Here is a 19,883-nt window from a genome sequence, read left to right on the forward strand (position 1 = left end):
GGCGGCGACAACCGGCTTTTGAAGCGCGGTGGCCGGGGCATCGAACGGCCCGTCCGGTTGATCGCCGTTCGATGAGTACGCCGCTGGTATCCGGTGCTGCCGAGCGGAATGACGCCATACGACGGTCCTCGGGGTCCGGATTTCCAGCCGTCTAGCATCACGCAGGTTGCTACCGATGGGCTGTCGCCGGATAGCGATGGATCAGATCCAGCAGCACGCCATTGGTCCAGCCGAACCCATCGACGACATCGTATTCGCCGCCGCCCCCCACGGCGGGGTCGACCACGTCGTATTTCTCGACCAGTTTGCCGGTCTGCCGGTAGACCTCGCGGTTGGTCTCGATCCAGCGACGGGCGATGGTTTCGGCCAGGTCTTCGTGTCCGTAACGGTCGAGCCCCGCAACCGCCAGCCACTGCAGCGGCGCCCAGCCATTGGGCGCGTCCCACTGCTCACCGGTATCACGCGTGGTGGTGACCATGCCGCCGGCACGCAGCAATTCGCGCCGCACCGTTGCAGCCGTGGCATCAGCCCGGGCCGGGTCGGCGACACCGAACGCCAGCGGGTACACCATGGCGGCGGAAATCGCATCGGTCAGGCGCCCCTCCCGCCAGTCGTAGTCGGTGTAGTATCCCCCGTCCTGCTGCCAGAAGACCCGGTTGATCGCGCTCTGGCGGCGCTCGGCCATCGCCTCGAAGCGCTCGGCCTGGGCAGCGTCGCCTTGCACCCGCCATGCCCGAGCCAGGGTGCGCTCGAGCTGATACAGCAGGGCGTTGAGATCCACCGGCAGGATATCGCGGGTCTCGATGGTGGTCTGGTGCTGGCCATCGGCCATCCAGCGCGAGCTGAAATCCCAGCCACTTTCGGCGGCGGCTCGCAGATGCCCGTACAGTTCGGGCGCCGGGCGGTCGCTGCGCGCGGCCAGCTCCCGTTCGGCGGCATAGGCCTCCGGCCGCGGCCAGTTCTCGCTGCCGTGGTAGCGGTTGAGCAGGGTGCCGTCGGCCAGCTCGACCACGTGCTCGCGCGCCTCGCCGGGGCCGATCTCATCGGCGCCGCGCATCCAGTAGTCGTGTTCTCGCAACAATTCGGGCAGGTAGCGGCGATAGACGTCGTCGCCGTCGTGCTCCGCCAGCAGTGCCACCATCGGGGCAAAGAACGGCGGCTGGCTGCGGGTCAGGAAATAGGTTCTGGTGCCATTGGGGACGAAGCCGTAGGTATCAATCAGCCAGGCAAAATTGCCGACCATATCACGCACCAGATCGAAGCGGTCGCTGCGCGCCAGCCCCAGCATGGTGAAGTAGCTGTCCCAATAGAACATCTCGTTGAAGCGTCCACCCGGTACCACGTAGGGCTCCGGAAGCGACACCAGGCTGCTCCAGGGGCCTTCGTCGGTGTCCGCCGGATCCCGGGTCAGGTAGGGCCAGAGGTTGACGATATGGGCCTCGATCGAGGTATCGGCGTCCTCGCCAAGCCGCGTCTCGTTCTCCGGGCGCGGATCGAAGTTGGCATCCACGAAGGCCTGCAACCGAGCCTTGCCGACTGTCCCTTCCCGCTGTCGCAGTTGCTCGAAGTCGGCCACGATCGCCGCCGGATCGCGCTTGGGCACCAGGTCGACCACCGACTTCCCGTCTGGATAGAGTCTCGCCATGGCGACCGCTTCCATGACCGGCCCCCAACTGCGATCCGGGGATTGTCTGGCCGTCTTGGCGGGTGGCTCTCGCGAAGGCTCCCGCTCGAGGTTCTGGGTGCTGCAACCGCCCAGCAGCAGGCTCGCCAGCAGCAGCGTGGCCCACCCTAGCCTCACTTGCCGAAAATCCCCAATCATTGTCATCGTCGCGCTCCTCACGGCCAAGTGTCGGAGGTCCTAGCTAGCCAGAGTTCGGCAACGAAGCCCATGCCGCTTTCGGGGTAGGCGTTTGTCCGAATGAAAAACGCCCCGATCCTGGATCGAGGCGTGACGGCAGCGGGGACGGAGGCACCCGCCGGGCGGGCTACAAGGCGCCGTCGGCGATCGCCCTGGCCATGGTCGGGGAGAGCGGCAGTCGCGGCAGCAGCGTCGCCTGATAGGCATGGTAGAGATCGGCCTTGCCGCTCCAGACTTCGCTGGACGGCCGGTTGTGACGGTCGAGCTCCTGCCACCAGCTGCCCCGTTCGCGATCGATCAGGAAGCGATCGATGTAGTCCCAGAAGCGGCGATACCAGACCTCGTAGGTCGCGTTGCCGGTGCGCTTGAGCAGCACGGCCGCGGTGGCGGCCGCTTCGGCCAGGGTCCAGTGCATGCGCTCGTGCACCACCGGTCGATTGTTCCAGTCGTGGGTGTAGACCAGCCCCGGTTCTCCATCCACGTGCCAGGCCAGTTCGGTGGCGCTGCGGAACAGGCCCTGGGCATCCTCCAGCAGCCACCCGGGCGTCGCTTCGCCGTGGCGCAGCAGCCCTCCCTCGAGATGCAGCAGCAGCCGGGACCACTCGAAGGCGTGACCGGGCGTCGCGCCATAGGGCCGGAACTGATCCTTGGGCGTGTCTTCGTTGTAGTCGCGCCACTCGTTCCATTCGCTGTCGAAATGCTCCACGACGCGATAGTCGTTGGGCCTGGCGTGGGCGTGGATGATCCTGTCGACGATGGAGAGCGCACGAGCCCGCCACTTGGGCTCGTCGAGGACGTCGGCCAGTTGCAGGAAGGCTTCGGTGGCGTGCATGTTGCTGTTGCCGCCGCGATAGGCCTCTTCCTCGCGCCAGTCGCGGGAGAACCCCTCGCGCATGCGTCCTTCGTCCTCCGACCAGAATCGGGTCTCGATCACATCGACGATATCGTCGAGCAGCGGCCCGGCAGCTTCATCGCCGGCCTGCCAGGCACTAGCCGCCGCCAGCGCCACGAAGGCATGGATGTAGGCCTGTTTGGTCTGAGTCTCCCCCGCCTTCGGTCGCGCGCCATACCAGCCACCGTGCTCGTCGTCCCGCAGGCCGCACCGCAGCGCCGCCACGCCGTGCGCGACCAGCGGCATCATGCCGGGCTCGCCGCGCATGGCGGCCAGGGCAAAGCAGTGGGTCATGCGGGCGGTGATCATGGTGTCGGGGTTGGCCTCGGCAGGCAGCCTGCCGTCTTCATCTAGCGCGGCGAAACCGCAGTCGGGATGACGCGAGGCGCGGTAGAACGCCAGCAGACGCTGGCCCTCGCTCTCCAGCCAATGATGGTGCGCCGGCCGGTCCAGCCAGCTCTCCTGCCGCGGCGGCAGATTGGGAGTCGTACCTGGCATGCTGTTAGGGCCTCCTCTGCCCTGTCTTCTCTTACGCTTTGTCTGAAAAATGCCCGCGCTCACCCATCCGGCGTTAAAAATCGACTGGTGCGCCAGCTCGGTCCTTCTTTCGCCGATTCTTGCCTTGTCTGGCTATCGCTCGTCGATCTTTCAGACAGCGCTTGGACGATGTCTCATTAGGATCGTATCGCGCGCCTATTCACTCCGCCCGGGCGGCAAAAGTCCATTCCACCTTCGCCGCCCCTGCTGGCTCACATCAACCATTGACGACCATTCCGCCGTTGGGATGCAGCGTCTGACCGCTGATGAAGGAGGCGTCGAGCGAGGCCAGGAAGACGTAGCAGGGACCCAGTTCGGAGGGCTGTCCGGCGCGGCCCATCGGCGTGTCGGAACCGAAGTCCTCGAGCATCTGCGGGTCGTGGGCGCCCAGCGTGGCGGGCTGGAGCGGCGTCCATACCGGGCCCGGCGCCACCGCATTGACGCGGATGCCGCGACCGACGACCTGATTCGACAGGGCACGCGTGAAACTGACGATCGCTCCCTTGGTCGCGGTGTAGTCCACCAGGAAATCGGGTCCGATGTAGGCGTTGACCGAGGTCGTGTTGATGATCGCGTCGTCCTCGCCCAGATGGGGCAGCGCCGCCTTGGTCAGATAGAACATGCCATGCATGTTGGTGGCGAACGTCTCCCGCCACAGCTCGTCGTCGAGCTCGGTGAGGTCGGTACACACCTGCTGGGTACCGGCGTTGTTGACCAGCACGTTGAGTCCGCCGAAGGTCTCGATCACCCGGTCGAGCGCACCGCGACAGAAGGCGGCGTCGCGGATGTCGCCCGCGATCAACAGACAGCGGCGACCCTCTACCTCCACCAGGCGGCGGGTCTCCTCGGCGTCGTCGCTCTCGCTGAGATACATCACCGCGACATCGGCCCCTTCCCGGGCGAAGTGAATCGCCACCGAGCGGCCGATGCCGCTGTCGGCGCCGGTAATCAGCGCGACCTTGTTCTCCAGCTTGCCGCTTCCCCGGTAGCCTGGGCGGATGAACTCCGCCGGCGGCTGCATGAGGCTCTCCTTGCCGGGTAGGGTCTGGCTCTGGGCATGAATCTCCGTTTTCTCGACCACGTCACGATCTCCCTGTAACTGGGTTGGATGAATCGAGTCACTTCCGATGGCCGACCGGAAGCGACGGTTGGCAAGCGGTGAATGCCGAAGGGGTTTGCTTAGTCCTAGTCGAGTCGCTTCGATGGCGCAAGCCGGAGGCGGTTTCCAGCCATGGCGACACCGCCCGGTAGCATCGAAGCTGCATGCCGTGGCGCCGGGGTGGCTAGAAAGTTCGGGGGCGGGGATGTGAGGCGTGACAGAGATGATGAAGCATCGGAAAGAGATTCGGTGGGTCGATCCACGACACGATCGCTTCCGTCGATACCGCTCGTCCTGAGCGCCACCGAATCGTCAAGCGGTCCTTCGTTTGACTTCAAAACGTTCGACTACAGTAACGTTCCGACTCCTGCCACACGATGATCCGAGGCACCGGTGGTCCGCCGAGGGGCAGGCTGCCTGCCCGTCTTCAAGGGATCCTTCCCCTGTTGCGCCTTCCTGGCGCCCCCTCGCGGTAACACCAAGATAGGCGGTTCAGGGTCGGGGCCATAGATTCAAATGCCCGGGTGGAGCCAGTGCATTTGCGGGGGAAAATACGTTTAACAACACTAGGTTACTTTATGTTTCAGAGCCACCCTGGAAACCCCGCTGACGCGCCCAGACGATCGCCTCGCCACGACTGTGAACGCCCAGCTTCTGGTACAGCGAGGCCACGTAGTTGCGCACGGTGCTATGGGCCAGTTCCAGCCGGGCGGCGATGCGCTTGTCCGAGAGCCCTTCGCAGATCAGTCCCAGCACGTCGCGCTCCCGCACGCTCAGGTCGGCCAGTGCCGCCTGGTCGGATAGCGCGGCGTCGTTACCCGCATCGCGGACATTGGCCAGCTTCTCCACCAGCGTGCGGGTGAACCAGGAGGCATCCTTCATCACCGTCTCGATCGCATCGGACAACTGGTTCTCGTAGCGCTTGCGCTCGCTGATATCCACCAGCGTCAGCAGCAGGCAGTCGCGGCGATTGATCTCGACCGCTTCCGCCGCCAGCACGTAGATCGTCGGGTTGTTGGCATCATCGACGCCATGCACCTCCATCTCCTCCACGTGACTTGCCTTCTCGAGCGCTTTCAGCAACTGCCTGCGCGTCTGCGGGGTGAAGGGGGAGTAGTCTTCCAGACCGGGCGGCTCCGAGGCATCGGCGCGCCGGACCAGGTCACGCTCGAATGCCGCATTGGCCTCGATCAGCGTCAGGCTGTCGGCGGATACCAGGGCCGTGGGGACCGGCGACATCTGGAATACGGTGGCGAACAGCGCCTCGCTCTGGCGCAGGGCGTGCTGCGCCTGCCGGGCGGGCTCCAGGTCGGTGAAGGTCAGCAGCATACAGGGGGCGTTCCCGACATCGATCGGCTGGCCGGCCACGATCACGCACTTGCTGCCGTCGCCCCGCCCGCCGAGATGCAGGACGGCTTCGGTCTGGGGAATCGACCGGCCGGCGCACAGCCGCTGGATCGCCGATTCACGCTGGGGCGAATGGGCGAATACGTCGAACTCGTAGATCGAGTGCTGCAGGATCTCCTCGGCTTCCAGCCCGGTCATGTCCAGGAAACCCTGGTTGGCGCGGATGAAACGCTGGCTGTCGAGCCGGCAGATCAGCGCCGGCGCCGGGTTGGCATTGAACGAGCGCTCGAAGCGCTCCTCGGCGCTCATCAGCTCGGTGATGTCTTCGATGATCAGGGCCAGCGCATCGGGACGCCCTTCCCGCGACAGCGTCCTGCCGCGCACCCGGTGATAGCGATTGGGCAGCTCGGGGTCGCCGGGCCGGACCTCGAGAATCACATCCTCGAACGCCTCGCCGTCGAGCAGGCGCTCCATCGGGGAGCGACCCTCGCCAACCTCGTGGTGGTTGCGGTAGTAGAGCTCGAAGCGTCGGCGGTAGGCATCGACGTTCGACCCCAGTTCCCCGAGCGATTCGACCCCGTGCATCTCCAGCGCCGCGGGGTTGGCCCAGCGCAGGCGCCCGTCGGGATCCAGCAGCACGATACCGTCGGAAAGCTCGGCAATGAGCTGATGCAGCGGCGACTGGATCGCGCCAGGGTCCTTCTCCGATTCGGACATCTCGTTTCACCACGCTCGGTCATGCTCGGCGTCGATCGCGACGCAGGGCGCTGTTTGAATCGAACAAATCGAATACGCAGTTGCCGCGTCGGCCAACGCACTTACTCAGGGGGTCAGCCGCCCGCCACGCCGAATCCCCACCCCACCGATGCCGTGACGCCCATCGCCAGCGCACCCCAGAAAGTCACCCTCACGATGGCCACGCGCAGCCGCGACCCACCGATTCGGGCCGATAACGCGCCCAGCAGGGCCAACGCCAGCAACGAGCCCAACGCCACCACGACGGGGGTCGACGCAGTGAACGGAGCGACCAGCACGCAGATCAACGGCAGCGCCGCTCCGGACAGGAACATCAATGCCGACGCCATGGCCGCCTGAAGCGGCTTCGCCTGATTGACGGTGCTGAACCCCAGCTCGTCGCGGGCATGGGCAGCCAGCGCATCGTGATGCATCAGCTTTTCGGCGACGTCGTGAGCGAGAGCCGGCGTCAGGCCACGCGCTTCGTAGATCGACGCCAGCTCCCGCACTTCGACGGCGTAATTGGCATCCAGCTCGCGCCGCTCCCGCGCCAGGTCGGCGCGTTCGGTATCCTTCTGCGAACTGACCGAAACATACTCCCCCGCCGCCATCGACATCGCACCGGCCACCGCCCCCGCCGCACCGGCCGTGAGCACGCCTCCCAGACCCGCACCCGCCGTCGCCATGCCGATCACCAGGCTGGCGGTGGAGACGATGCCGTCGTTGGCGCCCAGTACCGCGGCCCGCAACCAACCCACGCGGTCCGAATAGTGGCGCTCCTTGGGTATGGTCATGCCTGGTTCCTGTCCTGACTCGGATTTCATGACGCTCCCCGTCGACTTCCGATGTGCCGAACCCGTGCCGCTCTTCTCTGCGCCACTGTCTCGACGTCTGACCCGGACATAGTAAGCCAAGCCGTCCATGGAGAGACACGCTTTCTGAATCCGCATGACGTTATCCGGCGAAGCGCTCCCGTCGTCTCTTGCGATTTGTCGAAATGATTTCGATTTCGGCCGGGAGACACGCTCAAAAACCTCGTTCCCTCATCGCGGAGTCTTTGCTCCTTTTTCATTCGCTCTTCATTCCTCTTCATTAAGACTGAGCGCCGTGACCTAGCACAAATCGATATTGATGATATTTACCACCTTGGTATGAAAGATATCTCCTACAAACCAACCCGCCTCAATGCAATATCTTGATTTCAAAAGAGTAAAATCCATACCAAATCAAGATAGTTTAGACTTTTGTCTTTATAGACCATGGTTACAATGAAAGTTTACGAAGTAATAGAAATAATGGCCCTCCACAAGAGAGCTGAATGCTCCGACAACGATCAGCACGACACACGGGGAACATCACCGGCCACAGCCGAAATCAGGCGCTACAAGACAGAATACCGAACCGGCTTCGGCGCCTCCTTTCGGCTGTTTTTTGCCGTTGACACCAGGCAACAAGTGTCGATAACGACGCGATTTCTTCATCGTCGGCAGAAGTCACGATGGAAGTGATTCCGAGGGAATAAGACAACAACATCCACAGTTAATAAAAAATGGATTGACTCATATCTCTTTCGATATCGATCGCGATACTGAGTACGCCGAGCACGACGCCTTGGCAGAGCCACTCACGTGGCGCCGATACGCCGACCACACGCTTTCCGGGGCGCCTTGCGTAGCCGATCGACTCACTCCGGCTGCCAACAACAGCAATCAACGACAAGACCACGAGGGACAGAAACAATGATTGCCTCACACTCCGTGCTACGCCGGCCACTCCTTGCCGCCGTCCTCGGTGCATCCTGCACCGTGCCGGTACTGGCTCACGCCGACATCAACCCCGAGTTCTTCGGCTACGCCCGATCCGGCATCGGCTCGACCTCCGGCGGCGGCAGCCAGACCTGCTTCAAGGCCTCCGGTGCACCGGCCAAGTACCGCCTGGGCAACGAATGCGAGACCTACGCGGAGATCGGCCTGGGCGCGCAGCTCTACCAGCAGCAGGATACGTCGTTCGACTTCGCCAGCCGGGTCGCCTACGTCACCGCGCAGGACAACGACGACGAATCGCTCAAGGACGACGACAACAACATCTCGCTCCGGGAGATGTATGTCTCCGGCAACAACGTCGTCGGCGGACTCCCCGGTGCCTCGCTCTGGGCGGGCAAGCGCTTCTACAAGCGTCACGACATCCACATGAACGACTTCTACTACTGGGATGTGTCGGGCCCGGGCGTGGGGATTTCGGATATCGATGTCGGCACCGGTAACCTGAGTTTTGCCTGGACCCGCAGCTCCGGCAGCGACGATGGCGACGGCCTGTTCCCCGATTCCGGCCAGCAGATCTCGGACGACACCCTCGATGCGCGCTGGAGCGACATTCCCGTCAACCCCGGCGGCACGCTGGAACTCGGCGTGGACTACGGCCGCTCGTCGCTGTCCGAGTGGCAGGAGGACTACTACGACGACCAGGGCGTCGAGTACGACGAGGGCGACAAAGGCTGGATGGGCACCATCGAGCACACCCAGAGCGGCTGGTTCGGCGGCAGCAACACCTTCGCGGTGCAGTACGCCACCGACGGCATCATCACCCGCGATGGCAATGCGGTGGGCCGGGGCACCGGTGCCCTGCGCCAGGAAGGCAGCATGTGGCGCGCGCTCGACCACGGTCAGGTCTGGCTGATACCGGACCAGCTCGACATGCTCTACGCCCTCATCTACGAGGATAAGGACATGGACGACAACACTGGCCGCAAGTGGTTCTCCGCCGGTGTGCGCCCGGTCTACTACTGGAGCGACATCATGAGCACCGCGGTGGAGCTGGGCTATGACCATATCGAACCGCAGAGTGGCGTGACCGGCTACAACGACAGCGATCATCACCTGACCAAACTGACCATCGCCCAGCAGTGGTCGGCGGGACGCGGTGCCATGATCCGCCCGACCATCCGTCTGTTCGCCACCTATGCCAAATGGAGCGGTGACGCCTACACCGACGCCCGCGATGCCAACTCGCTCGATACCGGTGCCGGCCCCAACAATGTCGATTTCGACGACACCGACGGGCTGACGTTCGGCGCCCAGATGGAGGTGTGGTGGGGTAGCTGAGCCCCGACCGCGAGATCCACGCTCGCGCTGTTTCGATCCCTTGGGCTCCGGAGACTTGCCGCTCCGGAGCCGTTTTCGTCTCCAGCAGGAGTTCCCGAATGTTGAGTTCGTATCGCCTCGCCGTGCCGTTGGGCACCCTCCTTTTCGCCCTGGCGGGATGCAGCACGCCGCTGATGGCACCCCAATCCCCGACCATTCCGGCCCAGCAGGGGCAGCAGGCCCTGGCGAGCGCGCCGGACTGCTGCACGTCGCTGGCCAGCCTGCCGTATCAGCCGATATCGGCCCAGGAGACCCTGACGCTGGACTTCACGCCCCAGGCGCCGGTTCACGATTTCGGCGACGGCAAGAGCTTCTTCCGGGCGTTCGAGCTGCCCCGCAACAACGGCCCGGTGGCGATCAGCGTCACCAGCCCGATCCGGGACGGCCAGGTGTTCGCGCCCACCATCCTGATCCTCGATTCGGCGTTCCAGCCGGTCAGGCAGATCCCGAGCGACTCGCTCCAGGTACGTCGTCCCACCGGCTTCTCCACCGCCCGTCTCGAGGGTCAGTTCAGCCTGACGCCCGGCCCCGACGCCCAGTACCTCGTCATCTACTCGAGCGAGCAGGATCGCCGGGGCTCGACGAGCTATGAGTCGGAAGCGAAAGCCTATGCCAGGGTCAGAGGTCTCGCCGAGCCCCCCGGCCCGGATCCTCTCGCCGTGCATGCCGCCACCGGCACGCTCACCCTCGAGATCGCTTCGCTGACCGGCAACCCCGGCCTGACGCCGCTGACCGCCGCCGCACCGCCGCCAGCCAACCGACCGACACCGTCCGGAGCGGGTAGCGTGGCCCCGGCAGTGGCCCCGCCACCCGCTCCGGCCACGACCAACGAGGCCGCCGACTTCGACTACCGCCGCATGATCGATGCCGCGCTCAAGGCCGGCGATATCGAGCTCGCCCTGGAGCTGGCCGATCGCGCGGAACGCAGCGGACATCCCGGCACCCGCGCCTGGCTGGCGGAGCGACTGCAGACCCGGACGCCCTGAGTCACGCCCAAGGGTCGGGGCGCCCCGGTAGCCCCGTATTGCCGTCGTGATGGTGCCGTCGTGGTGGTGGTGCCTTGCCGCCACGACGGCAAGCCAGGGTTAAGTCAACCCTAAGCCGGTGCCGCTTAGGATGGGGCGACCTTGTCCATCAAAGGATTGCCCGTCGTGAACGACACGCTACCCAACCGCTATTCGGCGAAGGCCCGCCATTTTCACTGGACCGTTGCCGCCCTGGTCGTGCTGGCCTATGCCCTCATCCTGTCGACGGACATCTTTCCGCGCGATACCGGCATACCCGCCCTGCTGCTGCAAAGCCACTTCTGGGCCGGTATCGGCGTGCTGCTGCTGGCGATTCCCCGCCTGATCGAACGCCTTCGTCATGCGCCCCCGTCCGTGTCGCCGCCACTGCCCCCGAAGCTCGAACTGCTGTCGCGACTCACCCATTGGGCGCTCTACGCGTTTCTGTTCGCCCAGCCACTGCTGGGCATCGCGACGGTGTGGCTGAGCGACGGCGCGATCCCGGTTCCCGGGACATCGCTGGCGATACCCTCGCCCTTCGGCGTGTTGCCGCACTGGGGCCACTCGCTGGAATCGATCCACCAGACGCTGGGCACGGTGTTCTACTACGTGATCGGTCTGCATATCGCGGCAGTGGCCTGGCATCAGCTGGTGCGCAGGGACGACCTGCTCAAGCGGATGTGGTGACGTGATGGCGTGAAGCGCAGCGACGATGTAATCGGGTGAGGGGCGGCACGACGCTAGTCGCGCCGCCACGGACCATCACTCGAGAATATGGAAGCCATCGAGATAGCGTTCGTTGAGGGAGAGGCCGAGCCCCGGCACGTCGTCGGCGAGATCGAGATGCCCCTCGACCGGTTCCGGGTCGCCCTCGAACAGGTAGTAGAAGAGCTCGTTGCCGATCTCGACGTCGTGTACCGGAAAGAACTCCGACATCGGCGAGGCCAGTGACGACATCGTCAGGTGGTAGTTGTGCATCTGCCCGGCATGGGGGATCACCGGCACCTCGAACGCTTCCGCCATGGCGTTGATCTTGCGCGCCACGGTGATGCCGCCGACCCGATTGGTGTCGTACTGGATCACCGAGACCGCGCGCTTCTCCAGCAACTGACGGAAACCGTGGACGGTGAACTCGTGCTCGCCGCCGGAGATCGGCATCGGCGCGATGCGATTGAGCTCGGCATAGCCGTCGACATCGTCGGCGATCACCGGCTCCTCCAGCCAGCGCAGCTCGAACGGCGCCAGCCTGGGCAGCATCCGCCGGGCGTAGTCGAGATTCCAGCCCATGTAGCAGTCGGCCATCAGGTCGATATCCTCGCCGATCACCTCCCGCACCGCGGCGACGCTCTTGAGGTTCTCGCGCATGCCTTGCGGCCCGTCCTTGGGGCCGTAGCCGAAACGCATCTTCATCGCCTGGAAGCCCTGGTCGAGGTAGCGCTGCGCCTCCGCCTGCATGGTGTCGAGATCGTCGTGGTAGAGCTTGGAGGCGTAGCAGGGGATCTTCTCCTTGGTGCGCCCGCCGAGCAGCTTGAACACCGGCTTGTCGAGCGCCTTGCCCATCAGGTCCCAGATCGCGATATCGACGCCGGAGATCGCCGCCATGCCGATACCACGCCGGCCCCAGGCCAGCGTGGCGCGGTACATGCGCTGCCACAGGTATTCGTAGTCGAACGGATCCTGCCCCAGGATCAGCGGCGCCAGATGCTGATCGACGATGGTCTTGGCGACCCTAGGGGCCAGCGCCACGTTTCCCAGGCCGACCAGACCGCTGTCGGTCTCGATCTCGATCACCGTCCAGCCGTGGAAGCGGAAACTCTGCATCGCATCGCCGCGATCCCACAGCGCATCCATGGCGTTGGTGCAGAAGTGCGCCTTGGGCGCCACCGTCTCGCCCTTCCATTCGAATACGCGGGCGCGGACTCGAGTGATTTTCATTGCATGACTCCTGTTCATTGAGGGATGTCGTTGGCGTTTTTCTCTCAACCCACGAAGGCATTGGCGATCAGCAGCGCCACCAGGCCGGTGGCCCAGCCCAGCGTGGTCGGCACCGACAGCACCAGCAGCTGATGCTTGGCGGTCTTGACCCCCAGCAGCCGGTTGACCACCCAGAAGTAGCTGTCGTTGAAATAGCTGAAGAAGAGCCCGCCGAGACACGCCGCCTGGGCCGCCAGCACCATGTTGACGTCCGGCATCGAGGCCAGGATCGGCGCCGAGATCGACGCGCCGGTGATCATCGACACCGTGCCGCTGCCCTGCACGAAGCGCACCAGCGTGGCGATGAGGAACGGGATCAGCACCGCCGGCAGCGCCAGCCCGGCGATGCTTTCGCCGATGTAGTCACCGGCGCCGCTGGCCCGCAGCACGGCACCCAGCGCGCCCCCGGCACCGGTCACCAGCAGGATGATACCGGCGCTCTCGACGCCCTTTTCCAGGTGCGCCAGGACCTGGTCCTTGGGCATCTTCGGCACCAGCCCGTAGACCGCCACCAGCACGCCGATGCCCACCGCGATCACCGGGTGGCCGACGAACTGGACCACCTGCACGAACAGGCCAGGCGCATCGCTGTCGCCCACCACGGCGGTGACCAGGGTGTTGAAGAAGATCAGCGCGATCGGCAGCGCGATCGGCAGCACCGACTTGAACAGCGTCGGCAGCTCGCTCTCCTCGAGGGGCGCCGCGAGCGGGTCGTCTTCGGTGTCCCGCTTGAGCGAACCCGGCACGTCGCGTTCGATCATCGCCTCGATACGCGGCCCCATGAAGCGGGCATAGAGCACCATCACGATCAGCGCCGGCGCGGTGAAGACCAGGCCCCAGGCGATCATCAGGCCGATATCGACACCGAAGATACCGGCGACGCCCAGCGGACCCGGCGTCGGCGGTACCGCGCTATGAGTGACCGCCAGCCCCGAGGCCAGGGCGATACCCAGCGTGAGTACCGAGCGACCGCTGTTGCGGGCCAATGCCCGCACCAGCGGATTGAGGATCACGTAGGCGGAGTCGCAGAAGATCGGAATCGAGACGATATAACCGGTGAGCGCCATGGCCCAGTCCTCGCGCTCCTTGCCGAGCAGCCTGAGGATCGAATAGGCCATGCGCTGGCCGGCGCCGGAGACCTCGAGAATCCGCCCCATCATCACCCCGAAGCCGATGACCAGGCCAATGGTGGAGAGCGTCTTGCCGAAACCGGTGGTGATGGCATCGATCACCGCGTTGGGTGACATGCCGCCGATCAAACCGGCGATCGAGGCGGCGATGACCAGGGCGAGCAGCGCGTGAACGCGGGTCTTCAGCACCAGCGCGATCATCACGAAGATGGCGATACCCAGGCCGATGATGACCTGGGGGCCTGCGACAGCATCTGTCATGGCGTGAACTCCTTGTGGGCTTTATTGAGTGTTGTTGCCTGTCTGGTTCAAGGAACGGCGCTATCGGGTGCGGAGCGTCTCTTCGGGGAGCGTTTCAGTCATCGAGTTCGTCCCCGCGCTCGTCGTCGAGATAGGCGTGGATGATGGCGTCGAAATCGCCGTCGGCCTGGAAGCCGAGACCCAGCGGCCCCTCGACCTCCAGCCCGCCCGGCCAGCTGGCGACGATGGCGTCGATGGCGGCGTCCGGCTCGAATCGCACCAACTGGCGGGCCGAGGGGCCGGCCACGCGCTCCAGCGCATCCAGCATCTCCGCCACCGTCACCGTGATGCCGGGCAGGTTGAGCGTGCGCCAGTCGCCCAGCGCCGCCCCCTCGAGCGCCAGCGCATGGACCAGATTGGCGACCACGGTGCGCGGCGAGGAGAGCCACAGCGGCAGCTCGTCGGCAACCGGACAGATCGCCTCGACGCCGGACAGTGGCTCGCGAATGATCGAGCTGGCGAACGACGACGCCGCCCGGTTGGGCTTGCCGGGGCGCACCACGATGGTGGGCAGGCGACAGACACGGCCATCGACGAAGCCGCGACGGCTGTAGTCGTTGACCAGCAGCTCGCCCATCGCCTTCTGCGCGCCATAGGAGGAGCGCGGCTGCGGGCCGATCGCCTCCGCCACCGGCTGGGACAGGCCCGGCCCGAACACCGCCAGCGAGCTGGCGAACAGGAATCGCAGCCGCGTCGGATGCGCCCGGCACGCTTCCAGCAGGGTGCGCGTGGCATCCAGGTTAACCCGCATGCCGAGCTCGAAATCCGCCTCCGCCTGGGCGCTCACCACCGCCGCCAGATGGCAGACGGCGCCGGTGTCGTCGCCAAGCGCTTTCGCTATCAGCGCCGGATCGGCGACATCGCCGGTGAGCGATTCGACCCGATCGTCGGCCACCGGGCACGCTGCCAGATCGATCGACGTGATTCGCGTGATGCACTCCCCATCGATCGGGGCACCTTCGCCCAGCAGGCGCTGAATCAACCTCGCGCCAAGAAAACCGGCGCCTCCCGTCACGATCACATGCATCCGCTCTCTCCTGATTGCCGTTGGTTGTTGCGCATCCCTGCGGCCGTCGATCGTCTCGAATTGACCAAAGGCGAATTGCGCTGCCCTTTGCGATTTAACATCTTGTCTGACAAATTTAGCGCGCAGGCAATATCGCCATTGGTCGGAGAGCCAGCCGAACGCCGTTGCTACGGCTTTCAGCGCCTCGCCCTTCGACGAACGCATGAGGAATTCTGCATCGTGAGTGAAGACACGGAACAACCATCGCGCGGCCCGCAGCTTTCCGAACAGGTGGCCCAGCGCCTGAGCGATGCCATCCAGGCCGGCGAATGGGGACGCGGCGCGCGCCTGCCCACCGAGGCGGCGCTGGGCGAGCGCTTCGGCATCAGCCGCTCGGTGGTGCGCGAGGCGATCTCGATGCTGCGCAACGGCGGCCTGGTCACCTCGCGTCGCGGCAGCGGCAGCTTCGTCGCCGAGTCGCCCACGGTATCGCTGCGCCTGGCGATCCCCGATCCCGGCCTGCAGTCGGTGGTCGAGGTGCTGGAGCTGCGCCGGCCGCTGGAGGTGGAAGCCGCACGGCTGGCCGCCGAACGCCGTACCCCCTCGCAGCTGCGGCGCATCCGCAACGCCATGGTCGATATCGATGAGGCGGTCGAAGCGGGGCTTTCCGGCGTCGATCAGGATCTCGCCTTCCATCGCGCCATCGCCGAGGCGGCCAACAATGCCCACTTCACCGCGGTGCTCGATTTCTACAACCGCTTTCTGCACCACGCGATCCGCGTGACGCGTACCAACGAGTCGCTGCGCGAGGCCTTCATGCAGCAGGTGGTCGCCGAGCACCAGGCCATTCTCGACGCCATTGCTGCCGGTGACGCCGAGGCCGCCGCCCGCGCCGCCGCCACGCATCTGGCGCACGCCGAGGCGCGACTGCGCCAGGCGCCAACCGATCTGCTCGAGCGCGTGGAAGCGCAGCGTGGATCGACTTCGACATCATCGACAGAACCCACGGGAGGCAATTCGCGATGAGCACCACACAACGACCGCGCGTCGGGGTCATCGGGCTGGGCTCGATGGGGATGGGCATGGCCACCTCGCTGGTCCGCGCCGGCTTCGAGACCTGGGGCTGCGACCTGCGCGACGAGGCGCGCGCTAACTTCACCGAGGCCGGCGGGCGCGCCGTGGCGACTCCCGCCGAGATGGCCGCCGCCGTCGAGATCGTGCTGACCGTGGTGGTCAACGCCGAGCAGACCCGGGCGGTGCTGTTCGGCGATGACGGCCTGCTGCCGGGGCTCGCGCCGGATAGCCTGGTGATCTCGTGTGCGACCTGCGCACCGGATGTGGTTCAGGCGCTGGGCGTTGATCTCGCCGCCCACGGCATTCACCTGCTCGATGCACCGATCTCGGGCGGTTCGGTCAAGGCGGCCGCCGGTCAGCTGACGATCATGGCCTCCGGCCCCGGAGCGCTGTTCGCGCGTGCCGAAAACGTGCTCGACGCCCTCGCCGCCAAGGTGTTCCGACTGGGCGATGGCCTGGGCCAGGGCTCGCAGGTGAAGCTGGTCAACCAGCTGCTGGCCGGGGTGCATATCGCCGCCGCCGCCGAGGCGATGGCCTACGGCATTCGCGGCGGCTGCGACCCGCAGACGCTGTACGAGGTGATCACCCAGAGCGCCGGCAACTCGTGGATGTTCGAAAACCGGGTGCCCCACATCCTGGCCGGCGACTACACCCCGCACTCGGCGGTGGATATCTTCGTCAAGGATCTGGGGATCGTTCACGATACCGCCCATCGCGACAAGTTCCCGCTGCCGCTGACCGCCCAGGCGCTGAGCCAGTTCACCCTGGCCTCGGCCCAGGGGCTGGGCCGAGAGGACGACTCGGCGGTGGTCAAGGTCTATCCCGGCATTACCCTGCCCGGCACGGCGGCCAACGATGCCGGTTTCGATTTCGATAGCGGTCCCAACGCCGATCCCAACGATCATGGAGGCGCTTGAGCGATGGCGAATGCTCTTTCAAAAGCGGATGAGCGACGGCCCAGCACGCGGCCCATCCTCGGCTGTATCGCCGACGACTTCACCGGCGCCACCGATCTGGCGAGCATGCTGGTCAGCGCCGGCATGCGAACGCTGCAGACCATCGGAATTCCCGAGACGCCGCTGGAGGCGGATGCCGACGCCGTGGTGGTGGCGCTGAAATCGCGCACGATTCCGGCGAAAGAGGCCGTCGACCAGTCGATCCAGGCGCTGGACTGGCTGCGCGAACAGGGCTGCGAGCAGTTCTACTTCAAGTACTGCTCCACCTTCGATTCGACCCCGGCCGGCAATATCGGCCCGGTGACCGAGGCGCTGATGGAAGCGCTGGGCACCGACTTCACCGTCGCCTGCCCGGCCCTGCCGGCCAATCGTCGCAGCGTCTTCAACGGCTATCTGTTCGCCAACGGCGTCCCCCTCAACGAAAGCGGCATGCAGGACCACCCGCTGACACCGATGACCGACGCCAACCTGGTCCGTGTGCTCGGCGCGCAGACTCGCCACGACGTGGGCCTGATCGACTACGCCACGCTGCGCCAGGGCGATGCCGCCGTCACCGCGCGCATCGAGGCGCTCAAGGCCGAGGGCGTCGGCATCGCGATCTGCGACGCCATCGATAACGAGGACCTGTTCGTACTGGCGCGAGCCTGCCGCGACCTGCCGCTGGTGACCGCGGGCTCCGGCCTGGCGCTGGGGCTGCCGGCCAACGTCGCCGAGCGGCTCGATCACACCCGGGATGCCGCCCGGCTCGAGCCCATCGCCGGTCGCGAGGCGGTATTGAGCGGCAGCTGCTCACGGGCCACGCTGGCCCAGATCGAGCACGCCCGGCAGCGCATGCCGAGCGTTCACCTGGATGCCCTGGCGCTGGACGACGACTATCAGGGCGTCGTCGATGCGGCGCTGGCGCATGCCGAGGCACATTTCGTCGCCGATGCCGGCAACCGCAACGCGCCCGGCCCCATGCTGATCTACGCCAGCGCCTCGCCGGAGGAAGTCCGCCGGGCGCAACAGCGGCTCGGCGTGCAGGAAGCCGGCGAGCTGGTCGAGCGCGCCATGGCCGAGATCGCCGCCGAGCTGGTCGGCCGCCTCGGTGTGCGCCGGCTGCTGGTGGCCGGGGGCGAAACCTCCGGCGCCGTGGTCACCGCCCTCGACGTGAAGGGGCTGCGGATCGGCGAGAGCATCGATCCCGGCGTACCGTGGACGACGGCGCTGGGTACCGACGAGCCGCTGGCGCTGGCGCTCAAGTCCGGCAACTTCGGCGCCACCGATTTCATGACCAAAGCCTGGAAACTGATGCCATGACTGCGATCCACACCTCGACATCATCCACCGAAAACCGCCTGCGCGAGGAGATCGCCGAAATCGGCCGCTCGTTTCGCAACCTGGGCATGGCGCCGGGCACCTCCGGCAACATCAGTGCCAAGCTCGACGACGGCTGGCTGATGACGCCGACCAATGCCAGCCTCGGCGCACTCGATCCGGCGGAGATCTCCAAGCTCGACTGGGACGGCAACCTGCTGGCCGGCAAGCCGCCGACCAAGGAGTCGTTCCTGCACCGGGCCTTCTACGAACAGCGCCCGGATACCGGCGGGATCATCCATCTCCACGCCACGCACTCGGCGGCGGTGTCGTGTCTCAACGGACTCGACGAGCACTCCTGCCTGCCGCCGATCACGCCCTACTTCGTGATGCGGGTCGGCCGCCTGCCGCTGGTGCCCTACTACCGCCCCGGCGACGCCGCGCTGGGTGATGCCGTACGCGACTACGCTGCCGACCATGCCGCGGTGCTGCTGGCCAATCACGGCCCGGTCGTCGCGGGCAAGACCCTGGAAGCGGCGCGCAACGCCATCGAGGAGCTCGAGGAGACGGCCAAGCTCTATCTGCTGCTGCGCCAGCACGATGTGCGCACGCTGAACGAGAAAGAGATCGACGAACTGCGCGACGCCTTCGGCGCCCAGTGGTAAACGGGCGCCTCGCAGCGTCACGTCACGATCGACCGAATCACCGAGGAAATCAGGCCATGCCGCGTTTCGCTGCCAATCTCAGCATGATGTTCAACGAAGTCCCGTTCATGGAGCGCTTCGCCAGGGCCGCCGCGTGCGGCTTCGAGGGCGTCGAATTCCTGTTCCCGTACGACTTCGAACCCGAAGCGATCGCCGCCGAGCTCGAGCGTCACGGGCTCGAGCAGGTGCTGTTCAACCTGCCACCCGGCGACTGGGCCGCCGGCGAGCGTGGATTGGCCGCGCTCCCTGGGCGCGAGGCGGAATTCCGCGACAGTGTCGATACCGCCATTCGCTATGCCCAGGCGCTGAACTGTCCCCGCCTGCACGCCATGGCCGGGCTCATCCCGGCGTCAGCCACCGATAATGTTTCACGGGAAACATTCGTCACGACCGCGCGCAAGGTCTACCTGGAAAACCTGCGCTTTGCGGCCAGGAAGTGCGCCGAGCACGACCTGACGCTGCTGATCGAGCCGATCAACACACGCGATATGCCAGGCTATTTTCTCAACCATCAGGCCGATGGCCACGCGATCGTTGATGAGCTGAACGAGCCCAACGTCAAGGTGCAGATGGATTTCTATCACACCCAGATCATGGACGGAGATATCTGGAAGACCTACCAGCGCCATCGCGACGGGGTGGGTCATATTCAGATCGCCGGCGTGCCCGAGCGGCACGAGCCGGACACCGGCGAGGTCAACTATCCGTGGCTGTTCGAGCAGCTCGACCAGGCTGGGTACGACGGATGGCTCGGCTGCGAGTACAAGCCGCGCGATGGCACGGAGAGAGGTTTGGGATGGTACCGCGCCTGGCAGCAGCGCTGACAGG

The 19,883-nt window shown here is 65.7% G+C and carries 16 protein-coding genes; 8 read left to right on the forward strand and 8 right to left on the reverse strand.

Features of this window, described 5'->3' with window-relative positions:
* Window positions 1-169 precede the first annotated feature (169 nt).
* The 5 genes from treA to Q0602_RS07170 form a co-directional block, all read right to left on the reverse strand.
* Complete coding sequence (gene treA, locus Q0602_RS07150; protein WP_298840861.1) at window positions 170-1,828, reverse strand: alpha,alpha-trehalase TreA; 1,659 nt, start codon at window positions 1,826-1,828, stop codon at window positions 170-172.
* Between the two features lie 160 nt (window positions 1,829-1,988).
* The gene (locus tag Q0602_RS07155; RefSeq protein WP_298840865.1) at window positions 1,989-3,251 is read right to left on the reverse strand and encodes an AGE family epimerase/isomerase; all 1,263 of its coding nucleotides are present in this window, start codon (window positions 3,249-3,251) and stop codon (window positions 1,989-1,991) included.
* A gap of 256 nt (window positions 3,252-3,507) precedes the next feature.
* A complete protein-coding gene (locus Q0602_RS07160) occupies window positions 3,508-4,311 on the reverse strand; it encodes an SDR family oxidoreductase (protein ID WP_367276939.1) in 804 nt (267 codons plus the stop codon).
* Window positions 4,312-4,965: 654 nt separating this feature from the next.
* The gene (locus Q0602_RS07165; protein ID WP_298840871.1) at window positions 4,966-6,453 is read right to left on the reverse strand and encodes a helix-turn-helix transcriptional regulator; all 1,488 of its coding nucleotides are present in this window, start codon (window positions 6,451-6,453) and stop codon (window positions 4,966-4,968) included.
* A gap of 113 nt (window positions 6,454-6,566) precedes the next feature.
* Entirely contained in the window at window positions 6,567-7,265 is a 699-nt protein-coding gene (locus tag Q0602_RS07170; protein ID WP_295036950.1) for a VIT family protein, read from the reverse strand.
* A 945-nt stretch (window positions 7,266-8,210) separates the two neighbouring features.
* Between Q0602_RS07170 and Q0602_RS07175 the strand changes: the two genes are divergently transcribed.
* The 3 genes from Q0602_RS07175 (at window position 8,211) to Q0602_RS07185 (ending at window position 11,302) form a co-directional block, all read left to right on the forward strand.
* Entirely contained in the window at window positions 8,211-9,572 is a 1,362-nt protein-coding gene (locus tag Q0602_RS07175; RefSeq protein ID WP_295036952.1) for a maltoporin, read from the forward strand.
* Window positions 9,573-9,670: 98 nt separating this feature from the next.
* Window positions 9,671-10,597, forward strand: a complete 927-nt coding sequence (locus Q0602_RS07180) for a MalM family protein (RefSeq protein WP_298840876.1) — start codon at window positions 9,671-9,673, stop codon at window positions 10,595-10,597.
* Between the two features lie 165 nt (window positions 10,598-10,762).
* Window positions 10,763-11,302: a cytochrome b gene (locus Q0602_RS07185; RefSeq protein ID WP_295036957.1), complete on the forward strand. Its 540-nt coding sequence runs from the start codon at window positions 10,763-10,765 to the stop codon at window positions 11,300-11,302.
* A gap of 75 nt (window positions 11,303-11,377) precedes the next feature.
* Here Q0602_RS07185 and Q0602_RS07190 read toward each other — a convergent pair whose 3' ends face one another.
* From Q0602_RS07190 to denD, 3 genes are all read right to left on the reverse strand, one after another.
* Window positions 11,378-12,550 carry an L-rhamnonate dehydratase gene (locus Q0602_RS07190; protein ID WP_298840880.1) on the reverse strand — a complete coding sequence of 391 codons (1,173 nt, stop codon included), beginning with the start codon at window positions 12,548-12,550 and terminating at the stop codon, window positions 11,378-11,380.
* A 44-nt stretch (window positions 12,551-12,594) separates the two neighbouring features.
* Complete coding sequence (locus Q0602_RS07195; RefSeq protein WP_295036960.1) at window positions 12,595-13,980, reverse strand: GntP family permease; 1,386 nt, start codon at window positions 13,978-13,980, stop codon at window positions 12,595-12,597.
* Between the two features lie 94 nt (window positions 13,981-14,074).
* On the reverse strand, window positions 14,075-15,046 hold the full coding sequence (gene denD, locus Q0602_RS07200) for a D-erythronate dehydrogenase (RefSeq protein WP_298840884.1): 972 nt from the start codon (window positions 15,044-15,046) through the stop codon (window positions 14,075-14,077).
* 219 nt (window positions 15,047-15,265) lie between these two features.
* On the opposite strand from denD, the gene Q0602_RS07205 reads away from it, so the two are divergent.
* From Q0602_RS07205 to otnI, 5 genes are read left to right on the forward strand one after another with little or no spacing between them, the layout of a single operon-like run.
* Window positions 15,266-16,051, forward strand: a complete 786-nt coding sequence (locus Q0602_RS07205) for a FadR/GntR family transcriptional regulator (protein WP_298840887.1) — start codon at window positions 15,266-15,268, stop codon at window positions 16,049-16,051.
* The gene (gene ltnD, locus Q0602_RS07210; RefSeq protein ID WP_298840890.1) at window positions 16,048-17,016 is read left to right on the forward strand and encodes an L-threonate dehydrogenase; all 969 of its coding nucleotides are present in this window, start codon (window positions 16,048-16,050) and stop codon (window positions 17,014-17,016) included. The genes Q0602_RS07205 and ltnD overlap by 4 nt, the downstream gene beginning before the upstream one ends.
* A 3-nt stretch (window positions 17,017-17,019) precedes the next feature.
* Entirely contained in the window at window positions 17,020-18,354 is a 1,335-nt protein-coding gene (gene otnK, locus Q0602_RS07215; protein ID WP_298840893.1) for a 3-oxo-tetronate kinase, read from the forward strand.
* On the forward strand, window positions 18,351-19,016 hold the full coding sequence (otnC, locus tag Q0602_RS07220) for a 3-oxo-tetronate 4-phosphate decarboxylase (RefSeq protein ID WP_149435020.1): 666 nt from the start codon (window positions 18,351-18,353) through the stop codon (window positions 19,014-19,016). The genes otnK and otnC overlap by 4 nt, the downstream gene beginning before the upstream one ends.
* A gap of 56 nt (window positions 19,017-19,072) precedes the next feature.
* Window positions 19,073-19,879 (forward strand): 2-oxo-tetronate isomerase, encoded by an 807-nt coding sequence (gene otnI, locus Q0602_RS07225; protein ID WP_298840905.1) that lies wholly within the window; start codon window positions 19,073-19,075, stop codon window positions 19,877-19,879.
* The last annotated feature ends 4 nt before the right edge of the window (window positions 19,880-19,883 follow it).

Origin of the sequence: uncultured Salinicola sp., from assembly GCF_937921195.1 — a bacterium.
Taxonomy (GTDB): domain Bacteria; phylum Pseudomonadota; class Gammaproteobacteria; order Pseudomonadales; family Halomonadaceae; genus Salinicola.

Coding starts and splice junctions, on each gene's coding strand:
- treA (WP_298840861.1), bottom strand. CDS start 1,828: ATGACAATGATTGGGGATTTTCGGCAAGTGAGGCTAGGGTGGGCCACG.
- Q0602_RS07155 (WP_298840865.1), bottom strand. CDS start 3,251: ATGCCAGGTACGACTCCCAATCTGCCGCCGCGGCAGGAGAGCTGGCTG.
- Q0602_RS07160 (WP_367276939.1), bottom strand. CDS start 4,311: ATGCAGCCGCCGGCGGAGTTCATCCGCCCAGGCTACCGGGGAAGCGGC.
- Q0602_RS07165 (WP_298840871.1), bottom strand. CDS start 6,453: ATGTCCGAATCGGAGAAGGACCCTGGCGCGATCCAGTCGCCGCTGCAT.
- Q0602_RS07170 (WP_295036950.1), bottom strand. CDS start 7,265: ATGACCATACCCAAGGAGCGCCACTATTCGGACCGCGTGGGTTGGTTG.
- Q0602_RS07175 (WP_295036952.1), top strand. CDS start 8,211: ATGATTGCCTCACACTCCGTGCTACGCCGGCCACTCCTTGCCGCCGTC.
- Q0602_RS07180 (WP_298840876.1), top strand. CDS start 9,671: ATGTTGAGTTCGTATCGCCTCGCCGTGCCGTTGGGCACCCTCCTTTTC.
- Q0602_RS07190 (WP_298840880.1), bottom strand. CDS start 12,550: ATGAAAATCACTCGAGTCCGCGCCCGCGTATTCGAATGGAAGGGCGAG.
- Q0602_RS07195 (WP_295036960.1), bottom strand. CDS start 13,980: ATGACAGATGCTGTCGCAGGCCCCCAGGTCATCATCGGCCTGGGTATC.
- denD (WP_298840884.1), bottom strand. CDS start 15,046: ATGCATGTGATCGTGACGGGAGGCGCCGGTTTTCTTGGCGCGAGGTTG.
- ltnD (WP_298840890.1), top strand. CDS start 16,048: ATGAGCACCACACAACGACCGCGCGTCGGGGTCATCGGGCTGGGCTCG.
- otnK (WP_298840893.1), top strand. CDS start 17,020: ATGGCGAATGCTCTTTCAAAAGCGGATGAGCGACGGCCCAGCACGCGG.
- otnC (WP_149435020.1), top strand. CDS start 18,351: ATGACTGCGATCCACACCTCGACATCATCCACCGAAAACCGCCTGCGC.
- otnI (WP_298840905.1), top strand. CDS start 19,073: ATGCCGCGTTTCGCTGCCAATCTCAGCATGATGTTCAACGAAGTCCCG.